This is a genomic window from Streptomyces diacarni, assembly GCF_003323715.1.
GTDB lineage: Bacteria > Actinomycetota > Actinomycetes > Streptomycetales > Streptomycetaceae > Streptomyces > Streptomyces diacarni.
The window spans coordinates 173,239-196,776 of sequence record NZ_QOIN01000039.1 but is presented as its reverse complement, the minus strand read 5'-3'; the positions used below and the strand labels follow the sequence as shown (position 1 = coordinate 196,776).

At 72.0% G+C, this 23,538-nt stretch carries 17 protein-coding genes and 1 pseudogene; 11 read left to right on the top strand and 7 right to left on the bottom strand.

The window, feature by feature from the left end:
- Positions 1-93: 93 nt before the first annotated feature.
- Entirely contained in the window at positions 94-918 is an 825-nt protein-coding gene (locus DTL70_RS10845; protein WP_114021667.1) for a SigB/SigF/SigG family RNA polymerase sigma factor, read from the bottom strand.
- Between the two features lie 251 nt (positions 919-1,169).
- Positions 1,170-2,012 (bottom strand): alpha/beta fold hydrolase, encoded by an 843-nt coding sequence (locus DTL70_RS10840; protein WP_114021666.1) that lies wholly within the window; start codon positions 2,010-2,012, stop codon positions 1,170-1,172.
- Between the two features lie 52 nt (positions 2,013-2,064).
- On the opposite strand from DTL70_RS10840, the gene DTL70_RS10835 reads away from it, so the two are divergent.
- Positions 2,065-2,688 carry a TetR/AcrR family transcriptional regulator gene (locus DTL70_RS10835; RefSeq protein ID WP_114021665.1) on the top strand — a complete coding sequence of 208 codons (624 nt, stop codon included), beginning with the start codon at positions 2,065-2,067 and terminating at the stop codon, positions 2,686-2,688.
- Positions 2,689-2,868: 180 nt separating this feature from the next.
- Here the strand turns inward: DTL70_RS10835 and DTL70_RS10830 are convergent, their stop codons facing one another.
- From DTL70_RS10830 to DTL70_RS10820, 3 genes are all read right to left on the bottom strand, one after another.
- On the bottom strand, positions 2,869-3,378 hold the full coding sequence (locus DTL70_RS10830; RefSeq protein WP_114021664.1) for a GNAT family N-acetyltransferase: 510 nt from the start codon (positions 3,376-3,378) through the stop codon (positions 2,869-2,871).
- Between the two features lie 929 nt (positions 3,379-4,307).
- Positions 4,308-5,090 carry a hypothetical protein gene (locus tag DTL70_RS10825; protein WP_181860877.1) on the bottom strand — a complete coding sequence of 261 codons (783 nt, stop codon included), beginning with the start codon at positions 5,088-5,090 and terminating at the stop codon, positions 4,308-4,310.
- A 392-nt stretch (positions 5,091-5,482) separates the two neighbouring features.
- Positions 5,483-8,005 carry an ABC transporter permease gene (locus DTL70_RS10820; RefSeq protein WP_114021663.1) on the bottom strand — a complete coding sequence of 841 codons (2,523 nt, stop codon included), beginning with the start codon at positions 8,003-8,005 and terminating at the stop codon, positions 5,483-5,485.
- A 275-nt stretch (positions 8,006-8,280) separates the two neighbouring features.
- Here DTL70_RS10820 and DTL70_RS10815 point away from each other — a divergent pair, with 275 nt between their 5' ends.
- The 4 genes from DTL70_RS10815 to DTL70_RS10800 all read left to right on the top strand — a co-directional run bounded on the left by DTL70_RS10815 (position 8,281) and on the right by DTL70_RS10800 (position 15,103).
- Positions 8,281-9,468, top strand: a complete 1,188-nt coding sequence (locus DTL70_RS10815) for a sensor histidine kinase (protein ID WP_114021662.1) — start codon at positions 8,281-8,283, stop codon at positions 9,466-9,468.
- Positions 9,469-9,499: 31 nt separating this feature from the next.
- Positions 9,500-10,240 carry a response regulator transcription factor gene (locus DTL70_RS10810; RefSeq protein ID WP_114021661.1) on the top strand — a complete coding sequence of 247 codons (741 nt, stop codon included), beginning with the start codon at positions 9,500-9,502 and terminating at the stop codon, positions 10,238-10,240.
- A gap of 125 nt (positions 10,241-10,365) precedes the next feature.
- Positions 10,366-10,575 (top strand): hypervirulence associated TUDOR domain-containing protein, encoded by a 210-nt coding sequence (locus DTL70_RS10805; RefSeq protein ID WP_114021660.1) that lies wholly within the window; start codon positions 10,366-10,368, stop codon positions 10,573-10,575.
- A gap of 385 nt (positions 10,576-10,960) precedes the next feature.
- Complete coding sequence (locus DTL70_RS10800) at positions 10,961-15,103, top strand: nSTAND1 domain-containing NTPase (protein WP_245979249.1); 4,143 nt, start codon at positions 10,961-10,963, stop codon at positions 15,101-15,103.
- A 117-nt stretch (positions 15,104-15,220) separates the two neighbouring features.
- Here DTL70_RS10800 and DTL70_RS10795 read toward each other — a convergent pair whose 3' ends face one another.
- Positions 15,221-16,657, bottom strand: coding sequence for an FAD-dependent oxidoreductase (locus tag DTL70_RS10795; RefSeq protein WP_114021658.1), 1,437 nt, complete (start codon positions 16,655-16,657; stop codon positions 15,221-15,223).
- Between the two features lie 69 nt (positions 16,658-16,726).
- Here DTL70_RS10795 and DTL70_RS10790 point away from each other — a divergent pair, with 69 nt between their 5' ends.
- From DTL70_RS10790 to DTL70_RS10780, 3 genes are read left to right on the top strand one after another with little or no spacing between them, the layout of a single operon-like run.
- The gene (locus DTL70_RS10790) at positions 16,727-17,356 is read left to right on the top strand and encodes a TetR/AcrR family transcriptional regulator (protein ID WP_114021657.1); all 630 of its coding nucleotides are present in this window, start codon (positions 16,727-16,729) and stop codon (positions 17,354-17,356) included.
- 46 nt (positions 17,357-17,402) lie between these two features.
- A complete protein-coding gene (locus DTL70_RS10785) occupies positions 17,403-17,960 on the top strand; it encodes a hypothetical protein (RefSeq protein ID WP_114021656.1) in 558 nt (185 codons plus the stop codon).
- Positions 17,961-18,010: 50 nt separating this feature from the next.
- Entirely contained in the window at positions 18,011-18,841 is an 831-nt protein-coding gene (locus DTL70_RS10780; protein ID WP_114021655.1) for a methyltransferase domain-containing protein, read from the top strand.
- An 88-nt stretch (positions 18,842-18,929) separates the two neighbouring features.
- Here the strand turns inward: DTL70_RS10780 and DTL70_RS10775 are convergent, their stop codons facing one another.
- Positions 18,930-20,234 (bottom strand): aspartate aminotransferase family protein, encoded by a 1,305-nt coding sequence (locus DTL70_RS10775; protein WP_114021654.1) that lies wholly within the window; start codon positions 20,232-20,234, stop codon positions 18,930-18,932.
- Positions 20,235-20,431: 197 nt separating this feature from the next.
- On the opposite strand from DTL70_RS10775, the gene DTL70_RS10770 reads away from it, so the two are divergent.
- The 3 genes and pseudogenes from DTL70_RS10770 to gad all read left to right on the top strand — a co-directional run bounded on the left by DTL70_RS10770 (position 20,432) and on the right by gad (position 23,523).
- Positions 20,432-21,385 carry a GntR family transcriptional regulator gene (locus tag DTL70_RS10770; protein WP_114021653.1) on the top strand — a complete coding sequence of 318 codons (954 nt, stop codon included), beginning with the start codon at positions 20,432-20,434 and terminating at the stop codon, positions 21,383-21,385.
- A gap of 159 nt (positions 21,386-21,544) precedes the next feature.
- Positions 21,545-21,952, top strand: coding sequence for a RidA family protein (locus DTL70_RS10765; protein ID WP_114021792.1), 408 nt, complete (start codon positions 21,545-21,547; stop codon positions 21,950-21,952).
- Between the two features lie 133 nt (positions 21,953-22,085).
- Positions 22,086-23,523: pseudogene (gene gad / locus DTL70_RS10760) on the top strand (glutamate decarboxylase).
- Positions 23,524-23,538: the final 15 nt, after the last annotated feature.

Genomic DNA, 23,538 nt, shown 5'->3' with positions numbered 1-23,538 from the left:
TCGACCATCGACCGGCTCGCACAGTACCGTACGGTCACCCACCCCGCGCCGCGGCGAGTGCCTCACCCGACATGACGGGTGAGGCACTCGCGGTCAGGCATGGTGAGCGCGTGTGGCAGGGCGACCGTGTTCGATCTGGCGGCGGACGCGGTCGCAGCTCTTGGACAGCAGGCGGGAGACGTGCATCTGGGAGATGCCGAGCTCCTTGCCGATCCGCGACTGGGTCATGTCGCGGAAGTAGCGCAGGTAGAGCACCTTGCGTTCCCGCTCGGGCAGCGCGCGCAGGCACGGCTTGACCGCCTCGCGGGCGACCACGGTGTCGAAGCCGGCTTCCTTGCTGCCGAGCGTGTCGGCCAGGGAGAACCCGTCGTCCGAGCCGGTGGTGGCCGCGTCCAGCGAGAGGCTGCGGAAGCTGTCCATGGCCTCCAGGCCGGTCGCCACCTCTTCCCGGGTGAGGCCGGTGTGCTCGGCGATCCGTTCGGCCGAGGGCATGTGGTCGTCCGCCGCCGTGGCCAGTTCGCGGACCGCGGCGCGCACCTTGTTGCGCATCTCCTGCACGCGGCGCGGTACGTGGACGTCCCAGGTGTGGTCGCGGAAGTGGCGGCGGATCTCGCCGGTGATGGTGGGTACGGCGAACGGCACGAACGGGGTGCCCTGTGCGGGGTCGTAGCGGTCGATGGCCTTGACCAGGCCGAGGGCCGCCACCTGTTCCAGGTCTTCGAGGTTCTCGCCGCGGTTGCGGTACTTGGCGGCCAGCCTCCGCGCCATCGGCAGCCACGCCTCCACCAGCCGAGCGCTCAGCTCCTCCCGCTGCGGCCCGTGCGGGAGGGCGGCGAGACGCTGGAAGTCCTCGGCGGTGTCGGGGGCGTCGTTGTGGCTGTGGCGGGCTCGCTGGGGACGGTACCGAACGGCAGACATGGAAACTGCCTCCTTGCGGTGTCGCTGACACGTGGACCACCGCGGGAGCAGCGGCTCGGGTGACACACCCGGGGCGCCGTGAACGGTCGCCTCCCGCGGATGTGCCTGTCCTCCCAAGCACGTGGTCTTCCTTCTAACCGCCACGCTGTCCCGTAAACCTCACAGGCGTACGGCTCTCGGATTCGGCCACCGACGCTCTCCGGCCGGCTGCGGAGCGGCTACCGGCCTGCTCTGGAGCGACCACCGCTCGGCTATCGGGCCCAGGGAGAGGTGAGGAAGTCGCCGATCTCACGCGCGACGCTCTCGGGCTCGTCCAGCATGGACAGCACCCGCGCGTCGGGCACTTCGGCGTACTGCCCGGCCGGCAGCAACCGCGCCAGACGGTGGCCGTGCTCGGGTGGCATCACGCGGTTGTCGGGCGACCACAGGACCAGGGCCTCGCCCGTGAACCGGCGCAGCGCCTCGGTGTCGCGTACGAGTTCCTCCCTGTCCATGGCCCCGCGGCAGTAGGCCAGGAGGTCGCGCCGGACGCCGGGTTCCCGCAGGAGAGGTTCGGTCCAGCCGCGCACCAGGTCGTCCGGCACCGGGCGGCGAGCCATCTGTCCGAACAGCATCGGCAGACCGCGCAGAGCGCCGACGCGCAGTTGGCGGGCGGCGAACCGCAGCCCACCGGGGACGCGGGCGGCGAGGTTCACCATCTTGCCGGGCAGCCCCGGCGGGAAGTTCTCGAACGCCTCGCACGGAAGGATCACCTGTCGGGCGACACGCTCGTCCCGGCCGTGGGCGGTGAGGAAGAGCGCCCCGCCCCAGTCGGAGTGCACCAGGGTGACCGCGTCCAGGGCGAGGGCGTCGAGGAAGTCGGCGACGAGGTGGACCAGTCCGCGCAGGGTCAGGTCCGCGTCCGGGTTCATCGGCCGCCGGTGGGATCCCAGCGGCAGTACGGGGCGTACGTAGGTGAATCCGTGCGGCAGCAGGGGCAGCACACGGTCCCACACCGTGTGGTTCATCAGCAGCCCGTGGAGCAGGACGACCGGTGGGCCCGAGCCCACCGTGTCGTACTCGATGACACCGGCAGGTACCTCGACCTCGCGCATAGCGGCTCCCGGTAGAACGGTCACTCTAGAATGGCCGTTCTACCATGGACGCATGGACACCGACGAGCGGATCGCGCTGGCGATGGCGGAACTGCTGCGCAAACAGGGCTACGCCGCCACGGGCATCAACCAACTCGCCCGCGCGGCGGGCGCGCCCACCGGCTCCCTCTACCACCACTTCAAAGGGGGGAAGCGCGAGATCGCGGCGGCCGCGCTGCGGCAGACCGGAGCCGCGTACATCCAACTGCTGCCGCTGCTGCTCGACGCGCACGACGATCTCGCGGCCGGGATCGAGGCGCTGTTCGCCCAAGCCGCCGAGGACATGCGCGACACGGGCTGGGCCAACATGTGCCCGGTCGGCACGGTCACAGCCGAGACCGCCGACACGGAACCCGAACTGCGTGAGGTAGCGGCGGAGGTGATGGGCACCTGGGTCGAGACGGGCAGCCGGTACTTCACCACGCGGGGGCTGGCCGAGACGGACTCCCGCACCGTCGTCTTCGCCGTGCTCTCCGCCCTCGAAGGAGCGTTCGTCCTCGCCCGGGGACTGCGCTCGGCTGAGCCGTTCCACGCCGCCGGACGCACGATCAAAACCTACGTCGCGTCGCTGTGCACCGAGCAGCCGAAAACGCCGACGCGGGCACGCGCGCAGTCCGGGAAGCGTACGGGGACGTGAGCGCACCTCGCGGTCGGCCTCGCGTCGGGGCGCCCGGCAACCGCGCACCGGGCACCGCACCTTGCCTCTCTGCGGCGGAGCCGCGCCCGACCAGTGCGGCACACCTGTCACCCGCTCCGGGAGCGCAACCACGGGTCGGTGCCCTGGGGGCCGCGCCCCCAGGGCACCGACGCGGGCGCGTCAGACGCCGAACGCGGCGGGGTAGCGGATGGTGCCGGCGGGCAGGTCGCGGGCCTCGTCGAGGGCCATCGCCATCATGGCCTCGTCGGGCACCTCGAACGGTGCGCGGATGCCGAAGCGGGAGGCGCGGGTGAAACCGAACCGCGGGTAGTAGTCGGCGTGCCCCAAAACGACGACGAGGTTCTCGCCCATGTCCCGTGCGGCGTCGAGCCCGGCACGGATGGCGGCGGACCCGGCGCCGGTGCGCTGGAACGACGGCAGCACCGCACAGGGGGCCAGCGCGAGAGCGGGCCGGCCCTCGACGTGGCAGCGGGTGAGCAGCGCGTGTCCGACCGGCGTGCCGTCAGGAGCGGTGGCGACCATGGACAGGCCGGCGATCCACGCTTCCGGATCGGCGCGCAGGGCGTCGACGATGTCGGCTTCCTGCGGAGTGGGGAACGCCGCCAGGACGATGTCGCGGATGGCGGTGATGTCGTCGGCGGTCTCGGTCCGTGTGGTCCACGTGGTCATGGAGTCACCGCTCTCGTCGTGTTCGGCGTGGTCGTTGTGGTGGTGGGGGGATGGGGGAGGAGATGCCAGCCGGCGCCCTGAGCGGACTCGCCGGGGGTGGAAGAGCCGACTGCCGTACGCGAGCCGCGTGCGGGCCGCGCGGTACGGACGGGGGCCGGCCCGTCCGTACCGCGCGGGGTGCGAAGGCGTGCTCACACGCCTCGTCGCAGCCCCGGTCCGCGAACGGATGCGGCTGGGCAGGAGGATCACAAGGTTGAGACAACGTCTGAGGCAACGTGAAGACCCTTGAACGGGGCCCCGGTGAGCACGCCGATGCTGCCGCCCGTGAGCCATGAAGGCTCGCTCATCGGGGGTCAGCTTCGCGTCAGGCCGGGGCCAGGGACGTGAGGATGGTCCGGCGGGCACCGCACACGGCAGTGACCTCTACGACGGTCATCAACTCACCTCCCTTGTCGATCCCCGCAGCCGACCCGGTCGCCGCTGCGCGGCCAAGATAACACGCGCTTTGCCGCGCAGGCCCGGTCGCCGTCCGAGCGGAGCGGCGGCGCGACGCGGCTGCTCCCGTGGCGGGTGGCGGGCGGCCGGTTGCGTGCGGCCACGTGCCAGGTGCGTCCGCCTCGACACCACAGCGCTGGGCACCGGCCGCCGTCACCGTGTTGCCGCATCACCGCGCAGCCATGACTTGTGGGGCGGGGAACGGCAGCGACGACGGCGCGTGGTCGTACCGGCGCACACCGGGACCGCGCCATGCGGTTCGGCTCATGCCTCGTCCGGGGTGCTCCGGCGGGCCGAGGGAGGTGTCACACACATACCCATTGATGTGTGCCGTCTGCTCCGTCTGCTCCGTCGGCGAAGGGCCGTGTCCCTGGGTGACACCGCTCCCCGAGTGATACCGCGCGTGCCTCCAGGGACGAACACCCCCGGCGTCTCTATGCGGCCTTGACCTCGTCGCCCTGAGCCTCGGTCGACGGCGCGGCCGTGGAGGTGCTCGGAGTGAGTGTGGTGTAGAAGACCGAGCTGCCCTGCTTGTTGCGCTGGGCCGCGTTCCTGGCCACCAGGTTCTCCAAAGTGGTGCGCACGACGGTGGTCTTCACGGCGCGGTCGGGGTGCTCCTTGTCGAGAGCCGTGGTGATTTCCGCCGCCGAGCGCGGCTCGCTCTGCTGCTCGAGGTGTGCGCGCACGAGTTCGACCAGGGTGGCCTGAGCCGACTTCGCAGCGGGCTTCTTCGCCGACTTCTGAGCCGTCTTCTGAGTCGGCTTCTGGGCGGGCTTCTGCGTCGCCTTCTGCGCGGATTTCTTGTTCTGTGCGGACTTCTTGCCCTCGGTGTCGGCGCTCTTCTTGCCCGTGTCGGCGCTCTTCTTCCCCGCGCCGGCACCCGTCTTCCCGGCGCCGGCACCCGCCGAGCCGCTGCTCGTCGCCGTGGTCGCCGCCGCGCGCGCGGGCTTGCGCTTGGCGGGCTCGCGGGCCGGCTTTTTGCGGGGGGAGGGAACGGCAGCGGCACCCTTCGGCGCGGTGGGTGCCACCGTCACGCCCAGAGCCTGCTGCATGTTCAGCAGAATGGTGTGGTCGCGCTTCAAAGCGGCCAACCGCTCCTCCATTGCCGAGATCTCGGCGGTGAGGCGCTCCTGTTCACTGGTGTTGTGTTCGAGGTCTTCGGTCAGTCGTTCGGTGTACTGCGACGTGAGGTCGGCGGGGGTGGTGGTGTCGGTCATCGCGTTTGCCTTTCCACAATCGGGAGACGGTGAGTGGGCCCGGGAGCGGGCTGGAGAAGTCGGGGGCACATCATCGGCGGCACGGACACCGCCGCACCACAGTGTGCAGTGACTTCTACACCATGCTGGGCCATAGAGATAGTACGGCCGAGCAATACCGGGAGTTCCACGGGTGGTGGTGTGCACACGTTGTGGTGGCTCCCTTCCCGCTTCCGCGACGCACGTCAGCGCCGATTCTTCGGGTTCCCACTTGTCGCTCCGGCCCTGGAACCCGTATGTACCGGTGTCATGTCGTGGCCCCAACATGACACCGGCGCACGTGACGTCACCACCTCATGTGCCACTTCGGCGCCCGTCCTACACAACAAACACCGCGGCGAAATCCGGGCCGTTCACTCGGCGGTGGTGGCGCGCAGCATCGGGACACGAGCGGCCCGACGGGCGGGGACGACGGAGGCGAGAGTGCCGATCAGGGCCGTCGCGACGACGAAGGCGGCCAGTTGGGACCATGGCACGACGAGCGTCAACCCGCCCTGGCCGAGCACCGCAGCGGCGCCGATCGCGAGTCCTGAGCCCAGCCCGAGCAGGCATCCGAGCAGCGCGATGACCAGTGCTTCGAGGCGCAGCAGCGGACCGACTCGGCCGCGGTCGAACCCGATGACCCGCAACAGCCCGATTTCCCGGACACGTTCGTGGACGGCCATACCCATGGTGTTGACCACGCCCAGGCAGCCGATGACCACGGTGATGCTGAGGAGCGCGTACACCTGCGTCAGCAGGGGGGCCGTACCGGCGGACGCGGCGGCCCGCACGTCGGCACGGTCCTGGACGAGGAGTGCGGGGTTGTCGAGCGTCTCGCGGATCTGTGTGCGCAGCGCGTCGGCGCGGCCCGGCGCGGCCTCGACCAGCACGGAGTCGATGCGGGGACTGTCCTGTGCCACGGTGGGTTCGGGCAGGTGGTGAGCGGACACGAGCGCGGGTGTCACGGCGTCGGGCCCGTCGTACAGCGCGACGACGGGCAGGGAGGTCCGGGTGTGCGCGCCGTCGAAGGTGCCGGTGACGCGGGTGCCCAACTGCCAGTCGCGTTCGCGCGCGAGGTCGGTGGTGACGGCGATGCCGTCGTCGAGGCGGTCGAGGGAGCCCGCGCGGACGGTCAGCGGAGTCACCTCGCGGATGGTGCCGGGGTCGACGCCCGTGACGGTCAGGTCATCCTGCCCGTCGGCCGGCTGGAGTGTGGCGCCGACGAGCGGGCTGACGGCCTTCGCCCCGGGCACTTCCGTCACCCGTTCCGCGGTGTCCGGGCCGATCTCGCCGAAGTCGACAGCGGTGATGCGCAGATCCGAGGTCATGCGGGCGGCGGCCTCCTGCTCGGCGTGGTGGTTGACCGCGGTGATGGCCATGGTCAGTGCGCTGACCATGGCGAGTCCGATCATCAAAGTGGTGACGGTCGCGGCTGTGCGGCGCGGGTTGCGGCGGGCGTTCTCCACAGCGAGGGTGCCGCGCACCCCCGCCAGGCGCGTCAGCGGCACACGCAGGAATCCGGTGACGCCGAGGGAAAGCAACGGAGTGAGCAGGATGAGACCCAGCAGGAGGACAGGGGCGGCGACGAAGACCGTGTTGGGGTCGTCCGCCGCGATGGTGAGCAGCACAACGCCCGCCGCGGTGACGGCCGTACCGGCGATACCGCGGCGGCGCAGCGGCGCGGGGCCCTGCACCTCACACCCCTCACCTCCCGTACGGAGTGCCGCGACGGGCGGTACGGCGCCCGCGCGGCGGGCGGGAAGGTAGGCGGAGACCACGGTGACACCGATACCGACCCCGAAGGCCGCGAGGGGAGCGGTGACGGAGTCCAGCCGCAGGGGCACCGCAGGGCCGCCGCCGCTGCCGGTGACGCCGAACAGCGTGTTCAGCACCGCCGCGACACCGATCCCCAGCCCGTAGCCGAGGGCGGAGGCGACGGCGCCGACGAGGGAGGCTTCCGTGAGCACCTGCCCGGTCACCTGGCGGCGCGTGGCACCGACGGCGCGCAGCAGCGCGTGTTCGCGTGCGCGGGCCGCGCTGAGCATGGTGAACGTGGTGGCGATCAGGAACGTCGAGACGAAGAGTGCCACTCCGGCGAAGCCCAGCAGCAAGGTGGTGCGCTTGTCGCCACCGTTGAGCGCGGAGGCGGCGGCGTCGTTCTCCGCACGAGTGCTCACCTCGGCGCCGGCGGGCAGCATCGCGGCAGCGCGTTCGGCCAAGGCGGCATCCGAGGTGCCGCGCGCGGCGGTGAGACCGATCTGCGCATAGGTGCCCGGCGCGGGCGCGAACCGGCGCTGCGCGGTGCGCGGGTCGAAGGCCGTGAGGGTGCCGCCCGTCGCCGTACGCGGGTCCTCGGCGGCGAAGACACCGACGAGCCGGACCGTGCGGGCGCTGCCTTCGACGACGACGCGCACCCGGTCGCCGACCCGGTGCCCGGCGCGTTCGGCGGCGCGCTCGTCGACGGCTATCTCGCCCGCGGTACGGGGGCCGTGCCCGGCGGTCAGCGGGTAGCGGGGGTCGGTGCCGTCACGCCCGGGGACCCAGTTGACCCCGGTCGCCGGCTGCTGTTGCCCCACGAGAGCCCCGTCCTTGCCGACCAGGTGTGCGCTGCCCTCCACACTTCCGCGGGCGGCGGCGGCACCGGGCAGGTCACGCAGCCGACGCAGCAGCCTGTCGTCCAGGCGGGTGCGCTCGTCGCCGGAGGAGTGCCCGGGCTCCATGCGCACGGAGACGTCGGCCTGTGCGCCGCCGCGACCGCCGTCCAGGGCCGCGGCGGAGGACTGGCTGTAGAGCAACGAGCCCGTCACGAAGGCCACACCGAGCACGACAGCGAGGCCGGGAAGGAGGAAGCGGAGCCTGTGGGTGACGAGAGTGCGCAGTGCGGAGCGGAACATCGGTGGCGTCCTTCGGACGGGAAGAGGCGGGAAGAAGTGGGAAAGGGCGGGGCCGTGAGGGGCTGACGCCGACAGGGGCGAGGGAATCGGGAGGCGGGTCGGACGAGAGGCGGCCCTGCGGACGGGACGCGTCCGCGTGCCGGGCGGCACTTGCCCTGACGATCCTGTGCTCCGCACCGGGCGTGGCGGATCGGCCGAACTGCCGAATCCTCCACGAGGCGTCTCGACCGAATGACCGAGGCGTACGCAACCGTGCTGCCGTAGCGTGACCTGGCATGATCTCCGCTCTTGCCGTCCGGCCCCGCCCGCGGTACGCACTGCTGGGCCTGACCGGCACGGCGCTCGGTGTGCTCGTTGTCCTGGAGGCGCTCAACGCACCGCTCTGGCCGGTGGCCGCGCTGACCATGGCCTCCGGCTTGCTGTGTCTGAGCGCGCCCGCCGTGCCGCGGCGCCGCTTCCCCCGCCAGGTGGCCTGGGCCGTGGGCGCCTCGGCGCTGGTGACCGCGGTGGGGGCGTCGACGACGCACCGTCCGCAGAACACGCCCGGCATGGTGGAGGCCGGAGCACTGCTGTTGGTGCTCGTCCGGGCCGTGCGGCGGTGCCCGCCCCGGCAGGCGATGCTGCTGGGCACCGCGTCCGCCGTCGCGGCTGTGGCGCTCCCGCTGCGCATCGAGAGCTGGGACAGCCTGACGCTGCTGGTCATGACGCTGATCGCCTGCGTCGGTGTGCCGTTCGCCGCCGTGCTCGGTCTCTGCCTGCGCCTGTGGGACGCGCTGCGCGCACGGGAGCGGGAGGCCTTCCTGCGCGAGCAGCGGCTGGGCTACGCGCGCGACCTGCACGATTTCGTCGCCCACCACGTCACCGCCATCGTCGCGCGCACCCGCGCGGCGCGCTTCGCCTCCGGGGCGGGACAGGCACCGTCGGCCGAGGACCTGGACCGGATGCTCGCGCAGATCGAGGAAGCGGGCTCGCAGGCGCTGGGGTCCATGCGGGCGATGGTCTCCTCGCTGCGGGACACCTCCGCGCCCGCGCCGACCCGCCCTCCGGGCGACCCGCAGGTGTTGCGGGACCTGGTGGACGAGTTCGGCGGGACGGGGGCGCGGGCCGAACTGAGCCTGGACCCGCGGCTGACCCAGCGGCCGCTGCCGCCGGAGACGGGAACCACCGTGCAGCGGGTGGTGCAGGAGTCACTGACGAACGTGCGCCGCCACGCGCCCGTGGCCACGCGCGTCACAGTGCGGGTGGTGCTGTGTCCTGACGAGACCCTGGAGGTGGAGGTGACCGACGACGGCTCCCCGGACGCGGCGGCACCGGGCCCCACGGACGGCGGGGGGTTCGGCCTCATCGGACTGACCGAACGCGTCGAGGCGACCGGCGGAACCCTCACCACAGGGCCGCGGCCGGGTGGCGGGTGGCGGGTCCTTGCCGTGCTGCCTGCCAAGGACACCGCCCCGAGCCACTGAGCCACAGTGGTGCGCCTGGGAACATGGCGGCATGACGATCCGGGTACTCATCGCCGATGACCAGGAGATGGTCCGCGCCGCGTTCCGCATGATCCTCGACTCCCAGCCGGACCTGGAGGTCGTCGCGGAGGCGGCGGACGGCGCGTCCGCCGTCGACAGGGCCCGCAGCCTGCGACCCGATGTGTGCCTGCTCGACATCCGGATGCCCGGCCTGGACGGGCTGGACGCCACGCGGCTGCTGGCGGGCCCGGGCGTCGAGGACCCGCTGAAGGTGCTGATCGCGACCACCTTCGACCTCGACGAGTACGTCTACCGCGCGCTGCGCAACGGCGCGTGCGGTTTCCTGCTCAAGGACGGCGCACCGGGGCTGCTGACGGAGGCCGTACGGGCCGCGGCGGCCGGCAACGCGATGATCTCCCCGTCGGTGACGGTCCGGCTACTCGCCCGGATGACCGCGGGCGGCGACACCGTCCCCGCGGCACACAGCACGCCCGGCACACCCCACGACACGGACCGTGCGCACGGCCGCCCCCGCCCGCCGTCCGGCGGGCCCGCTGCCCCGCACGAGCCGCTCACCCAGCGGGAGCTGGAGGTGACACGGCTGGTGGCGCGGGGACGCACCAACGAGGAACTCGCCGCCGAGCTGTACGTGTCGCTGTCGACGGTGAAGACACACCTGGGCAACGTCCAGCGCAAGCTCGCCGCGCGGAACCGGGTGGAGATCGCCGCCTGGGCGTGGGAGCACGGTGTCTGCACGGCCGACCCGGACTGACGAGTACCCACGGCACCGGCGTGGTCGCCGCGCCAGGGGGAACCCGGGAGCGTGTCCGCAGCGCGTGTCCACGGGAACGGCGCGTAGGGACGGAGAACGGCGCGTAGCGACGAAAGGGGACCCGGGTGGGAAAGGACTTCTCCGTCGGAGACCACGTCAGGTGGAACTCCGAGGCCGGACACGTCGAAGGCGTCATCGTCGAGAAGCACACGAAGGATGTGGAGTACAAGGGCCACATGCGCCGGTGCACCGAGGACGACCCCCAGTACGAGATCAAGAGCGACAGGACGGATCACGTCGCGATGCACAAAGGGGATGCCCTGACGAAACTGTAGGCACGGACGCGCCCCCACGGGGACGTCCGTGGCGGGCCCTACGGACAGGTCCGTCCCGGTTGCGCGGACACGGGGGCCGGTCCGAGCCCTCCCCCCTTCACAGGGCTCGGACCCCGCCGTGGCCCGGTCCGGCCACGTCCCTTCGACATTCGACCGTGGTGCGCGGTTGTTCAGCAGTCCCGCATCGGCGCCGAACAACTCGCGGGACGGGGCGGAACCAACCGGACGGGAAATGGTGGAGATCGAGTGAACGCCCCTGCCACGCCTGTCGATACCTCGCACGTTCGGTTGCGGCCGTCACGGCGACTCCCTACCGTGGGCGCCCGAGTGGCCGCGCTGGGTGATGGCTCGGTGGCGGTCTCAGCGACGGGGGTGGGGCGGGGTCGTGTCGTCAGAAACAGCACCGGGGCCGACAGGACCGGGACCCGGGCGCAGCGAGGGCGAGTTGGACCCCGAGGCGGGGCCCGTGCCCCGGTTCGCCGCCGAGCTGCGCGCGTTGCGCGCGTCCGCGGGGAAGCCCACGTACCGGGTGATGGCTCAGCGTGCGCGGTACGGAGTGACCGCGCTGTCGCAGGCGGCGGCCGGGAAGCAGCTGCCCACCCGCGCGGTGATGCTCGCCTACGTCAAGGCTTGCGGCGGCGACGTCATCGAGTGGGAGCGGCGTTGGCGCGAGGCGTCGGCCGAGAGCAACGACGACGAGACCGCACGCTCGCCCTATCGGGGACTCACCCGCTTCGAACCGGGTGACGCCGCGCTCTTCTTCGGCCGCGACCGGCTGGTGGAGCGGCTGATCGAGCTGACCGGCAAGCAGCGGTTCACCGCCGTCTTCGGCCCCTCAGGCAGCGGCAAGTCCTCACTGTTGCGCGCTGGTCTGATCCCCAGGCTGCGCACTCGGCGTGACGCCGAGGGCTCCGGGGACCGCGACGCCACTCCCGCGGCCGTACGGATCCTCACACCCGGCGCGGACCCGCTGCGCACGCACGCCGAGCATCTCGTGCCCGTTCCCGAGACCGACGCCGACACCTGGCTGCTCGTCGACCAGTTCGAGGAGCTGTACACCCTCGGCGCCGATCCGGCCGAGCGGGACAGGTTCATCGACCACCTGGTCGCCGCGACCGACGCCGACAGCCGTCTCCGCGTCGTCATCGCCGTGCGGGCCGACTTCCTCGGCAGGTGCGCCGAACACCCCGGGCTGACCGCCGCGTTGCAGGACGCCACGCTGCTCGCCGGGCCGATGAGCCGCGCCGAGCTGCGGGAGGCCATCGTCCGCCCGGCCGCCGCGTACGGGCTGATGGTCGAGCGCTCCTTGACCGACCGTCTCCTGGACGAGGTCGAGGACGCGCCGGGCGGGCTGCCCATGATGTCGCACGCCCTGCTGGAGACCTGGCGCCACCGCAACGGCCGCGCCCTGACCGAGACCGCGTACGAGGCGGCGGGAGGGCTGCACGGCGCCGTCGTCCGGACGGCCGAGCAGGTGTACGGCGAACTCAGCGCCGCCCAGGCCGAGGTGGCCCGCCGTATCCTCCTCCGCCTCGTCACCCCCGGCCGTGAGTCCCCGCTGCTGGCGGACGGTCCCGGGCCGGCGGACGGCCCCGGAGCTGCCGACGGCCCGCGGCCGCAGGGCGCTCGCGAGTGGGGGAGGAGCCGGGAGCTCGGCGGAGGCACGCCCGACACGCGTCGCCCCACCGAGCACGCCGAACTCGACTTCGGCGACCCCGCAGACACCCGGGTGGTACTGGAACGGCTGGTCCGAGCCCGCCTCGTCACCTTCGACGACGGCACGCTTGACCTGGCTCACGAAGCCCTCATCACCGCCTGGCCCCGGCTGCGCGCGTGGATCGACGCCGAACGCGACCGGTTGCGTATCCACCGCTCGCTCTCCGACGCGGCCCGCACGTGGCAGACACTCGGCCGGGAGAACGCCGCGCTGTGGGCAGGATCCCGCCTGAGCGCCGCCCGCGACGCCTTCCCGCGGGGTCCCGCGCGAACGCGCGGCACCGCGCCGAGCATCCGCAGAGCTCGGAAAGCCCGTACAGACCACGAGACCCCGACAGGCGACGCAGCCCGCCCCGACGGCGAGGCCCGCACACGCCGCAAGGCCGGCCCGGACGACGAAGCCCGCGCGGATCGCGAGGCCCGTACGGTCCATGGGGACGACGACCTCACCTCGCCCGAACGCCAGTTCCTCAACGCCTCGCTCCGACGCCGGTACCGTGCCCTGCGACTGCGCCGCACGGTGGTGGCCGTACTCGCCGCACTGGTACTGCTCGCCTCCGGCACCGCCGTCCTCGCCCTCCAGGCCCGCGCCACGGCGCAGGCCGAACGGGACGACGCCGTGTTCGGCCGCCTCACCGCCGAGGCCGACAGCGTCCGCGGCACCCGCGCGGGGCTGGCCGCCAGGCTCGACGTCGCCGCGCACCGCATGCGCTCCACACCGGACCTGCGGACCCGGCTGGCCTCCGACGCGGGCCGCGTGCTGGCCACCCGGCTGCCAGGACACAGCGGTCTGGGCAGCTCCGTCGCCTACGCGCCCGACGGCCGCACCCTCGCCAGCGGCAGCCACGACGGCACGGTCCGGCTGTGGGACACCACCGCGCGGCCCGGATCGGCGGACAGCCGAGGCGAGAAACGCGGACAGCTGAGCGAACCGCTGAGGCTGAGCACCGGAGAGGTCGGCGCGGTCGCCTTCAGCCCGCCGGACGCGGAGGCGGGCGACCTGCTGGTCGCCACCGGCGGAGGCGGCGCCATCCAGGTGTGGGACGTCAGCGACCGGAAGCGGCCCCGCGCCGTCGGCCGCCCCGTCGTCAGCCACCACGAACGAAACATCGTCTCCGTCGCGTTCTCCCCCGACGGCCGGTCGCTGGCCACCGCAGGGGACGACGGGACCGTACGGGTGTGGGACCTGAGCGATCCGGCCCACCCGGAACCGCTCGGCGAGCCCGCCGACGCCGACGGGTCGAAGAAGGACAGCGTCCGCGCGGTCGCGTTCTCGCCGGACGGCGACACCCTGGCCTCGGCCGGTTACGACGGTACGGTGCGGATGTGGCGGTTCGGCGGGGACGAGGGCATCGCACCGCTCGGCAAGCCGTTGCGCGAACACACCGAACCCGTCTGGACCCTGGCTTTCTCGCCGGACGGTGACACCCTCGCCACGGCCGGCTTCGACGAGAGCGTGCGGCTGTGGGACGCGTCGGAACCCGAGCATCTCAAGCCGTTGGGCGAGCCGCTCACCGGACACGACGAGGCCGTGATGTCGGTGGCTTTCAGCCCCGACGGCCGCACCCTGGCGACCGCGGGCAGGGACGACTCACCGCTCTTGTGGAACGTGGCCAACCCCGCGTACCCGCAGCAGCTCGGCGAGCCGCTGACCGGTCACACGGAGGCCGTGTGGGAGGTGGCCTTCAGTCCCGACGGGCAGACCCTCGCCAGCACCGGAGCGGACCACAGCGTCCGCCTCTGGCACCGGCCGCCGACCGTCCTCACCGACTTCACCAACCCCGTGACCTCCGTCGCCTACAGCCCAGACGGCCGCCTGCTCGCCGCCGCCAGCACCGACGACGCACTGATCCGCCTGTGGGACGTACGCGATCCGGCGCGTCCGCGCCGGCTGCCGCGCATGCTCGTCGGCCACGAGGACGAGGTGCTGGCAGTCGCCTTCTCGCCGGACGGCCGTACGGTGGCCAGCGGCTCGAAGGACGGCACCGTGCGGCTGTGGGACGTCTCCGAGCCACGCCGTCCCGTCCCGCTCGGCTCACCGTTGGACGCACACGACGAAGGCGCTCTCGCCCTCGCGTTCGCCCCGGACGGCCGGACGCTGGCCACCGGCGGGGGAGACGAGACGGTGCGCCTGTGGAACGTCCGGCGGCCGCACCACGCAAGGCCGCTCGGGAAACCGCTGCGCGGCCACCAGGACGCCGTCACCTCCGTGGCCTTCGCCCGGGACGGCCGCACCCTGGCGACCGGCAGCGAGGACCACACGGTGCGGCTGTGGCACGTGGGCGACGAAGCGCGCGCCCGTCCCGCGGGCCGCGCCCTGACGGGGTACGACCACACCGTCAACGCCGTGGCCTTCTCGCCGGACGGAGAGACGCTGGCAACCGGCAGCGACGACCGTACGGTGCGGCTGTGGGACGTGCGCCGTCCCAGCCGTGCGCGGCCACTGGGCGAGGAGTTGGCCGGGCACCGCGGGCCGGTCAGGACCGTGGCCTTCTCCCCGGACGGGAAGACGCTGGCCACCGGCGGCGGCGACACCACGGTCCGCCTGTGGGACGTGGCGGACGCGGCGCACGCCGAGCCCCTCGGGCAGCCCCTGACCGGGCACCTCGACACCGTCACCTCCGTCGCGTTCAGCCCCGACGGCGACACGCTCGCCTCTGTCGGCTACGACCTGACGGCCCGGGTGTGGACCCTCGAACCGGGCCGTGCGGCGGACCGGGTGTGTGACCGCACCGGTGGTGTCCTCACCCGCGCCGAGTGGGAGGAACACCTGCCGCAGCTCGCCTACCGCGAGGTGTGCGCGTCACGTTAGCCCGTGGTGCGATCGTCACGGCCAGGCCGCCGCCGGACTCGGCCGCTTCGCGGTCGGCGGGCGTCCCGCTGTCGGCGACGGTTGCCGACCCGCTGGCCGCCGCAACGCGCGAGCGAGTCAGCCGAACCATCGGGCGAGGGCCCTTTCGAGGGGTTCCGCGTCCGTGCTGGACCAGGCGACATAGCCGTCGGGCCGGACGAGCAGGGCGTCGGCGCCCTGCGTGTCCTCGTCGGTCTCCGCGGTGACGTGCCGGACCCGGTCGCAGTGGCTTCCCGGCCGCCTCTCCTTGCCGTCCAGGGAGAGGAGCAGTCCCTGGCCCGTGTGCATCAGGTCGCTGGCGCGGACGGGGCCGTCCTCGGTGGTGAGGCGGTAGTCGATGAGGCGGGGGCCGAGACCGGGGTAGCGCAGGTCGAGTCCGGACATCATGCCGGAGACGTGAGCGTTGGTGCCGGGCAGGCGCAGCAGTTCCGTCATCAGGTCACGGACCGCACCGGCGTCCTCGTCGAGTGCGGGGTTCATGAGCACTTCCTGCGCCCGGGTGTGCCGCAGCACGCGCGCGGCCACGGGGTGCCGTTCGTCGTGGTAACTGTCCAGCAGACCCGCGGGGGCCCAGCCGTGCACCGTGGCGGCGAGCTTCCAGCCGAGGTTGACGGCGTCCTGCACGCCCAAATTCACCCCCTGGCCGCCGATCGGCATATGGATGTGTGCGGCGTCGCCCGCGAAGAGGACCCGGTTCTCGCGGTAGCGCCCGACCTGCCGTGCGGCGTCGCTGAACCGCGAGGCCGCCCGCAGTTCGGCCAGTTCCGTCTTGGGTCCGTACACGGCCCGGAGCGCCTCGCCGACCTCGCCGGCGGTGACGGGCGCCTCGCGTCCGGGGCCGTCGCCGGACAGCTTGCCGAAGAGCATGCGGTACAGGCCGTCGTCCAGGGGGTGCAGGATCGAGAAGAAGCCGCCCGCGGTGCGGGGGTAGCGGCTGAAGTGTCCGCGTGTGGTCGGGACGGCCTCGGACACGGACGCGAGGGTGAGGTCGGCGGCCACGGCGGACATCCGGCCCGCCCTGCCGGGGAAGTCCACGCCCAGCAGGGAGCGGACCGTGCTGTGGGCGCCGTCGCAGGCGACCAGGTAGCTGCCGTGGATGTTCCCGGCCCGCACTCCGTGCTCGTCCTGCTCGACATCCGAGACCGCGTGCCCGCGCAGCACCGGAACACCTCGGCTGGTGAGCAGCCGTTCGAGGTGGGCCTCCAGCCGCGCCTGGGGGAGCCTGACCGGGTGGGGGTGGCGGGTGTTCCAGGGCCGGCAGTCCAACTCGACGGGGAGCATGGCGAAGTGGCCGCCGACCGGGTCGTGGGGCTGGGCGCCGTCGAGCAGCGGGTCCAGGAGCCCGCGCAGGTCGAGCACCTCGGCCGTACGCGGCTGGAGGCCGCCGGCGCGGGACTGTGTGCCGCGCTCACGCTGCTTCTCGAGGACCACGACGGAGATTCCGGCCAGGGTCAGTTCGTGGGCGAGCATCAGCCCGGTCGGCCCGGCGCCCACCACTATCACCTGGGTACGCATGCCACCCCTCTTTTCCGCATCGAGTGCAAACATGCACTCAGTCTACCCCGCTCAAAGTAGACTGAGTGCATGAACGCACGGATGGGCCTGCGAGAGCTCAAGAAGGAACGGACGCGGGAGACGATCGCCGAGACGGCGATCCGCCTGTTCCTGGCCAAGGGGTTCGACCAGGTCTCGGTCACGGAGGTCGCCGCCACGGCGGAGGTCTCCCGGCGGACGCTGTTCACCTACTTCCCGACGAAGGAAGACCTGGTGCTGCAGCGGTTCGCCGACCACGAGAGCGAGGCCGCCCGCATCGTGCGCGCCCGCCCGGCAGGCCAGGACCCGTTGGAGGCCCTCCGCGATGCCCTGCTGGCGGCACTGGAGCAGCGGGACCCCAACACCGGACTGAACGACACCCCGGAGACCAGGGCCTTCTTCCAGCTGATCCTCGACACCGAGAGCCTGGCGGCGCGCCTGACCCGGTACGCCTCGCGTGGCATCGACGCGCTGGCCGAGGCGCTGCGGGAGGCGGGAGCTGACCCGCTGACCGCGCGCCTCACGGCGGCTCAGGTCCTCGCGGTGCAGCAGGAACTGACCTTCATGAACCACGCCTGCCTCATGGACGGTTCGTCCGCCGACGACCGTTACCGCGAGGCGGTCGGGGCGGCCGAGCGCGCCTTCGACCTGCTGCGTCGCGGGGCGGCGGCCGGGTGGTAGGCACGGCTCCACCAACACCGAGCAGCGGTATTAGTGTTCGGGTCTCATGACAAGTGCTCTGATCACCCTCTGCGTTGCTCTGACCGGCTACTTCGCGACGTACCTCAACGGGCTGCGTCTCTCCCAGCGTGAACGCGGCCTCGAGCGGCTCAACCGGCAGTTGGCCGAGCTGTACGGGCCCCTGCTGGCCCTGGTCGAGGCCAACCACGGTGCCTACCGCATGTTCAGTCGGCTCCACCCCCGCGACGACGGCCGCAGCCTCTTCCAGCACCACCCCGACCGGCCCGGTGACCAGCCGCCCACCGACGAGGAACTGGCCGAGTGGCGGACCTGGACGGAGGCGATCATCCTGCCCAACCAGCGGGCCATGCGTCAGATCTTCACCACGAAGGCCGACCTGTTGGTCGAGCCCGAGATGCCCGGGCTCCTGATGGAGCTGTACGTCTTCTCCGCCATCGACGAGATCGAGCTGCCCCGATGGATCACCGGAACCCGGACACAGCTGCCCCAGGAGTATCCGGCCGGTGCGGCCACCCGCTACGTGCGCGCACGCTTCGACGAGCTCAAACGCAAGCAGACCCGGCTTCTCGGTTCCCGAGGCTGAGGCACGGCGCCTGGCGCGACCAGGCGAGGACCGGGTGCGATGATCGAGCCATGGCACGGCAGACGCAGGGCACCGGGGACGAGGGGTACCTGCTGGACAACCGGCAGGCCGAGGCGGGGTCGCGGTTCACCGCGCTGTCCCAGCTCTTCGACCCGTCGACGTTCCGGCACTTCGAGACGGTCGGCGTCACCGAGGGGTGGCGGTGCTGGGAGGCCGGGGCAGGCGGCACCGCCGTGCCGGCCTGGCTGGCCGAGCGCGTCGGCTCCACCGGGCACGTGGTGGCCACCGACATCGACACCTCGTGGATGGGCCGGGCAGGGGGGTTCACGGTGCTGCGTCACGACGTGGCGGCAGAGGCGCCACCGCCCGGCGGCCCCTTCGACCTCGTACACGCCCGACTGGTGCTGGTCCACGTCGCCGACCGCGACAGGGCACTGCGGTCGATGGTCGAGGCGCTGCGCCCCGGCGGGTGGCTGCTCGTGGAGGACGCCGATCCGGCACTGCAGCCCCGGATCTGCCCGGAGGAGTACGGGCCCGCGCAGGAGTTGGCCAACAGGCTCCGCCGCGGATTCCGCACGCTTTTGCGACAGCGCGGCGCGGACCTGGCCTACGGGCGCAAGCTGCCGCGGACGCTGCGCGAGGCCGGACTGGCCGACGTGGAGGCCGACGCCTACTTCCCGATCACCTCGCCCGCGTGCGCCGTGCTGGAGGAGGCCACCGTCCGCCAGGTCCGCGACAGGCTCGTGGCCGCCGGGCTGGCCACACACGAGGAGATCGACCGCCACCTGGCCAACATCGCCGCGGGCGGCCTCGACCTGGCCACCTCCCCGATGATCTCCGCCTGGGGCCGCCGGGTGACGGAGGCGCACACGGCCCGATGAGCGCGCGGTCTGGTGAGGGCGCGGCCGGGCGAGGGGCTGTGCCGGTGGGCGACGTCCGGCGCCTGACGCCGCTGTCCGCCAAGGTCCGTCACCTCCCCGCGAGGACCGCCTTGAGCGAGGCCTCCAGGATGTCGACGCCGGCGTGCAGCTCCTCGTCGCTCGTCGTGAGCGGCGGGGCTATCCGGAAGATCCCTCCCATGCCGGGCAGCTGGACGATGTTCAGGTGCAGGCCCCGTTCGAGGCAGGCCGCCGTGACGGCTTGACCGAGCGCGTCGGCGGGCGTCCTGCTCTTCTTGTCCTTCACCAGCTCGAGGCCCTGGAGCAGGCCGCGTCCTCGGACGTCGCCGACGACCTCGTAGGTGTCCCGGAGACCAATCAGCCGGTCGGTGAGCTGGGCGCCCAGTTCGGCGGAGCGTGCGACGAGGCCGTCGCGCTCGATGACGTCCAGGACGGTCAGTGCGACGGTCGCCGCCAGGGGGTCGGAGACATGCGTGGTGAAGAAGAGGAAGCCGCGCTCCTGGCAGACCTGCTCGATGGCGGCGCTGGTCACCACGGCGGCGACCGGCAGACCTGCGCCGAGCGTCTTGGAGAGGGTGAGGATGTCGGGTGCCACCCCGTCGCGCTCGAAGGCGTACATGTGACCCGTGCGCCCCAGGCCCGTCTGCGCCTCGTCGAGGATGAGGAGCATGCCGCGCTCGGCGCACAGGTCCTTGAGGCGGGCGAGGTAGCCGGGCGGCAGGTCGATGATGCCGCCGGACGAGAGGACCGGTTCGATCAGGCACGCGGCCAGTGCCCCACTCGACTGCTGGTCGACCAGAGCGAACCCGTACTCGAGCTCGGCCTCCCAGTCGTAGGAGCCGTCGGGGCGGCGGAAGGGCGAGCGGTAGGCGTTGGGGGTCGGCAGCGTCAGGTTGCCCGGCAGGGCAGGGCCGTATCCGCGGCGCCCGGCGGAGAAGGTCGCCGCCGCGGCTCCCGAGGTCATGCCGTGCCAGGACCGGTCGAAGGAGACGACCTCGTACTTGCCCGTGTAGAGCTTGGCCATCTTGAGGGCCGCCTCGTTGGACTCCGCTCCGGTCGTCAGCAGCAGCGTCTTGCTCAGGGATTCCGGCAACGTCGCGGCGAGCTTCTTCGCCAGGTCGACGACCGGCCGGGACAGCATTCCGCTGAACAGATGGTCCAGTGTCGCGACAGCGTGGCTGACCGCGCGCACGATGTCCGGATGCGAGTGCCCCAGGACGGCGCTCATCTGCCCGGAGGTGAAGTCCAGGACGGCCGCTCCGTCACTGTCGTGGACGTAGGAGCCGCCGGCGCTCTCGATGACGCGCGGTGTGAAGCCCGCGCCGTACCTGACCAGGTGGCGGTCGACGTCGTTCCAGAAGGTGTCCGTGCTCATGGAATCTCCTGCATCGCTGCGGCGGCCCCTGGGGGCGGTGGTCTGTGACGACGCGGAACGCCGACACGCTTGTGGCATAGCACGCTATGCCATTCACGCTCCGAGGCCAATGTTGGTGGGCGGCATCTCCGCGCGCTACTTTTTTTGGCCTAGTGCACTACGCTTCTCCGTAGGTCATAACAGCGAAGCGGGGGACCATGGTCGCCAACCTCCACGTCAGCCGGCAGTCCGACGTTCCGGTCTACCGCCAGATCGTCACGCAGCTGACGTACATGATCGAGATGGGGGAGCTGCACGACGGCGAGCGCCTGCCCGGATCCCGCCTGCTCGCCGACAATCTGGGCATCAACCGCAACACCGTGGCACACGCCTACGGCGAGTTGCGGTCGCGGGGTCTCGTCGAGGCCCGCGGACGCAACGGCATGGTCGTCGTCGGCGGCCGGCAGGCGCGCTCGGCCTCCGCTGCCCGGGAGCGGGCGCGAGCCGTCCTGGAGGCGGCTGCTCGCGAGTGCGCCGAGCTCGGGCTGTCCGCCTTTGACATCCAGGAGCTCATGGCGGGCTTCGCGGGGCAGGCGGCGGACGCGGTGCCCCGGGTGTCCTTCGTCGAGTGCAACGCCGACCGCGCCGACTACTTCAGCGGCGAGTTGGCCAAGCACCTGGGCATCCCTGTCGAGCCGCTCGTGTTCGGCGAGTTCGAGCCCGCCGAACAGCGCCACGACCTGGTGCTGACGACGTTCTTCCACCTCGCCGAGGCGCGCGGCCTGCTGCGCCGTCCGGCGACGGACGTCATCGCGATCGTGGTCGCGCCGCACATCCGCACCCTGCTCGAGATCGCCAAGGTGCCCAGCAGCCGCACGGTGGGCCTGTGGTACGCGACCGACGACCAGGCCGTGAGCATCCGCGACTCGCTCGCGCAGGCGGGCGTCACCAACATCGAGGTGCTGACCGGCACCACCGACGAGCATCTGCGGGGCATCGACCTCGTGGTCGTCCCCAGCGAGATGCCCGGCCTCAGCGCACGGTTCGCCGGGCGCGTGCGCGTGATCGAGTTCGGCAACGTCCTCGACGCCGCCTCGCTCCGCATGGTGAGCGATGTGGTGCGCGACCTTCGGCCCGTCGCGTCACGCCGGACGCGGCCGCACGCGCGCTGAGCTGCTGGGTCACCCTCCGGTTCCCCAGTCACCGAAAAGTGCGTTCTTCCAGGTCAGCGGCGGCTGTCTTAGCGTCTCCTGTGACCGGAGGAGACCACGGGCGTCGTGGCCCGGTGGGTAGTGGGCTCCCGGGCTCACATGAACGAGGAGATGTGCGGCATGGCCATCAGTCTGATGAACCCCGAAGGACTCCCGAAGGCCGATGTCTACCACCAGGTGTCGACGGCGACCGGTTCGCGGCTCGTCTTCGTCGCCGGGCAGGTCGCCTGGGACGCGGAAGGGATCACGGTCGGCGTGGGAGACCTCGCCGCCCAGGTCGAACAGTGCTACCTCAACATCGCCACGGCCCTCGCCCACGCCGGTGGCTCCTTCGACGACGTGGCGAAACTGACCGTCCACATCGTCGACTGGACCCCCGACAAGATGCCCCTGTTCCTGGACGGAGTGGCGCGGGCAGCCGCGAAGCTGGGCACCACCCCGGCCCCACCCGGCACGCTCCTGGGCGTCGCGACACTGGACGTACCCGAACATCTGGTCGAGGTCGAGGCCACCGCGGTCCTCGACTGAGCCGAGGCGCGGCCGCCACCCGTCCCCGCACCGGGCCGAGGAGGGGCCCCGGCTCGCCGTGCCGGAAACGTCGGCCCCGCATACGCTCGATCTGTCGCCCGCCGTCACCGCCGACCGGTCGAGAGGGGATCTCGTGGCCGTCCATCATGGTGCGCCGCGCCGGGATGCGGACTCCCGGCGCGGGACGCTGTCGGTCAACCCGTTCCACGCCGGGGCCGACCCCGCCGCCGGCATGCGGGCCACGCCCCCTGTGGACCGTATGCCCGACGAGGCGATGGCGCCCGAGACCACATACAACCTCGTGCGCGACGAGTTGATGCTCGACGGCAACGCCCGGCTGAACCTGGCCACCTTCGTGACCACGTGGATGGAGCCGCAGGCCGACGCGCTGATGGCCGAGTGCAGTGCCAAGAACATGATCGACAAGGACGAGTACCCCCGGACGGCGGAGCTGGAGCGCCGCTGTGTGGCGATGCTCGCCGACCTGTGGCACGCCGTCGACCCCCAGCAGGCCGTGGGCTGCTCCACGACCGGGTCCAGCGAGGCGTGCATGCTCGCCGGAATGGCCCTCAAGCGGCGCTGGTCGCGCCGCGGCGCGGACGCGCACAGGCACGGGACCCCGGCCGGCGACAGGCGGGCCCAACCTCGTCATGGGTGTGAACGTACAGGTGTGCTGGGAGAAGTTCTGCAACTTCTGGGAGGTCGAGCCCCGGCTGGTGCCCATGGAGGGGGAGCGCTTCCACCTGGATCCGCAGGCCGCGGCCGAGCTGTGCGACGAGAACACGATCGGCGTCGTGGGAATCCTCGGATCCACCTTCGACGGCTCCTACGAACCGATCGCGGACCTGTGTGCCGCGCTCGACGCCCTGCGCGAACGCACGGGCCTGGACATCCCTGTCCATGTGGACGGTGCCTCGGGCGCGATGGTCGCGCCGTTCCTCGATCCCGGCCTGGTGTGGGACTTCCGCCTGGAGCGCGTCGCCTCCATCAACACCTCGGGGCACAAGTACGGCCTCGTGTATCCGGGGGTGGGCTGGGTGCTGTGGCGGGACGCCGAGAGCCTCCCGGCGGAACTGGTCTTCCGCGTGAACTACCTCGGCGGTGACATGCCCACCTACGCGCTGAACTTCTCCCGTCCCGGCGCGCAGGTGGCCGCCCAGTACTACACCTTCCTGCGGCTGGGCCGGGCAGGCTTCCGGGCCGTCCAGCAGGCAGCACGGGACGTGGCGCACACCCTCGCCGAGGGCATCGCGCGGCTGGACGACTTCCGCCTGCTCACCCGCGGGGACGACCTGCCGGTACTGGCCTTCACCACCGCACCCGGCGTCTCGGCCTACACCGTCTTCGACGTCTCACGGCGCCTCCGCGAGGACGGCTGGCTCGTCCCCGCCTACACCTTCCCGCCGCACCGGCAGGACCTCTCCGTGCTGCGCATCGTCTGCCGCAACGGCTTCACCGCCGACCTGGCCGATCTGCTGCTCGACTCCCTGGACCGGCTGACGCCCGAACTGCGCCGCCAGCCGGGCCCGCTGGAGCGCGACGAGCGGAAGGCGACCGGGTTCCACCACTGAGCCGCCCTGTCGCGC

Excerpts from the sequence above, each read along its gene's own strand:
- DTL70_RS10820 (WP_114021663.1), bottom strand. The coding sequence starts at position 8,005 with ATGTTCCGCTCCGCACTGCGCACTCTCGTCACCCACAGGCTCCGCTTC.
- DTL70_RS10840 (WP_114021666.1), bottom strand. The coding sequence starts at position 2,012 with ATGCGCGAGGTCGAGGTACCTGCCGGTGTCATCGAGTACGACACGGTG.
- DTL70_RS10845 (WP_114021667.1), bottom strand. The coding sequence starts at position 918 with ATGTCTGCCGTTCGGTACCGTCCCCAGCGAGCCCGCCACAGCCACAAC.
- DTL70_RS10770 (WP_114021653.1), top strand. The coding sequence starts at position 20,432 with ATGGTCGCCAACCTCCACGTCAGCCGGCAGTCCGACGTTCCGGTCTAC.
- DTL70_RS10780 (WP_114021655.1), top strand. The coding sequence starts at position 18,011 with ATGGCACGGCAGACGCAGGGCACCGGGGACGAGGGGTACCTGCTGGAC.
- DTL70_RS10765 (WP_114021792.1), top strand. The coding sequence starts at position 21,545 with ATGGCCATCAGTCTGATGAACCCCGAAGGACTCCCGAAGGCCGATGTC.
- DTL70_RS10835 (WP_114021665.1), top strand. The coding sequence starts at position 2,065 with ATGGACACCGACGAGCGGATCGCGCTGGCGATGGCGGAACTGCTGCGC.
- DTL70_RS10810 (WP_114021661.1), top strand. The coding sequence starts at position 9,500 with ATGACGATCCGGGTACTCATCGCCGATGACCAGGAGATGGTCCGCGCC.
- DTL70_RS10785 (WP_114021656.1), top strand. The coding sequence starts at position 17,403 with ATGACAAGTGCTCTGATCACCCTCTGCGTTGCTCTGACCGGCTACTTC.
- DTL70_RS10790 (WP_114021657.1), top strand. The coding sequence starts at position 16,727 with ATGAACGCACGGATGGGCCTGCGAGAGCTCAAGAAGGAACGGACGCGG.
- DTL70_RS10815 (WP_114021662.1), top strand. The coding sequence starts at position 8,281 with ATGATCTCCGCTCTTGCCGTCCGGCCCCGCCCGCGGTACGCACTGCTG.
- DTL70_RS10795 (WP_114021658.1), bottom strand. The coding sequence starts at position 16,657 with ATGCGTACCCAGGTGATAGTGGTGGGCGCCGGGCCGACCGGGCTGATG.
- DTL70_RS10825 (WP_181860877.1), bottom strand. The coding sequence starts at position 5,090 with ATGACCGACACCACCACCCCCGCCGACCTCACGTCGCAGTACACCGAA.
- DTL70_RS10830 (WP_114021664.1), bottom strand. The coding sequence starts at position 3,378 with ATGACCACGTGGACCACACGGACCGAGACCGCCGACGACATCACCGCC.
- DTL70_RS10775 (WP_114021654.1), bottom strand. The coding sequence starts at position 20,234 with ATGAGCACGGACACCTTCTGGAACGACGTCGACCGCCACCTGGTCAGG.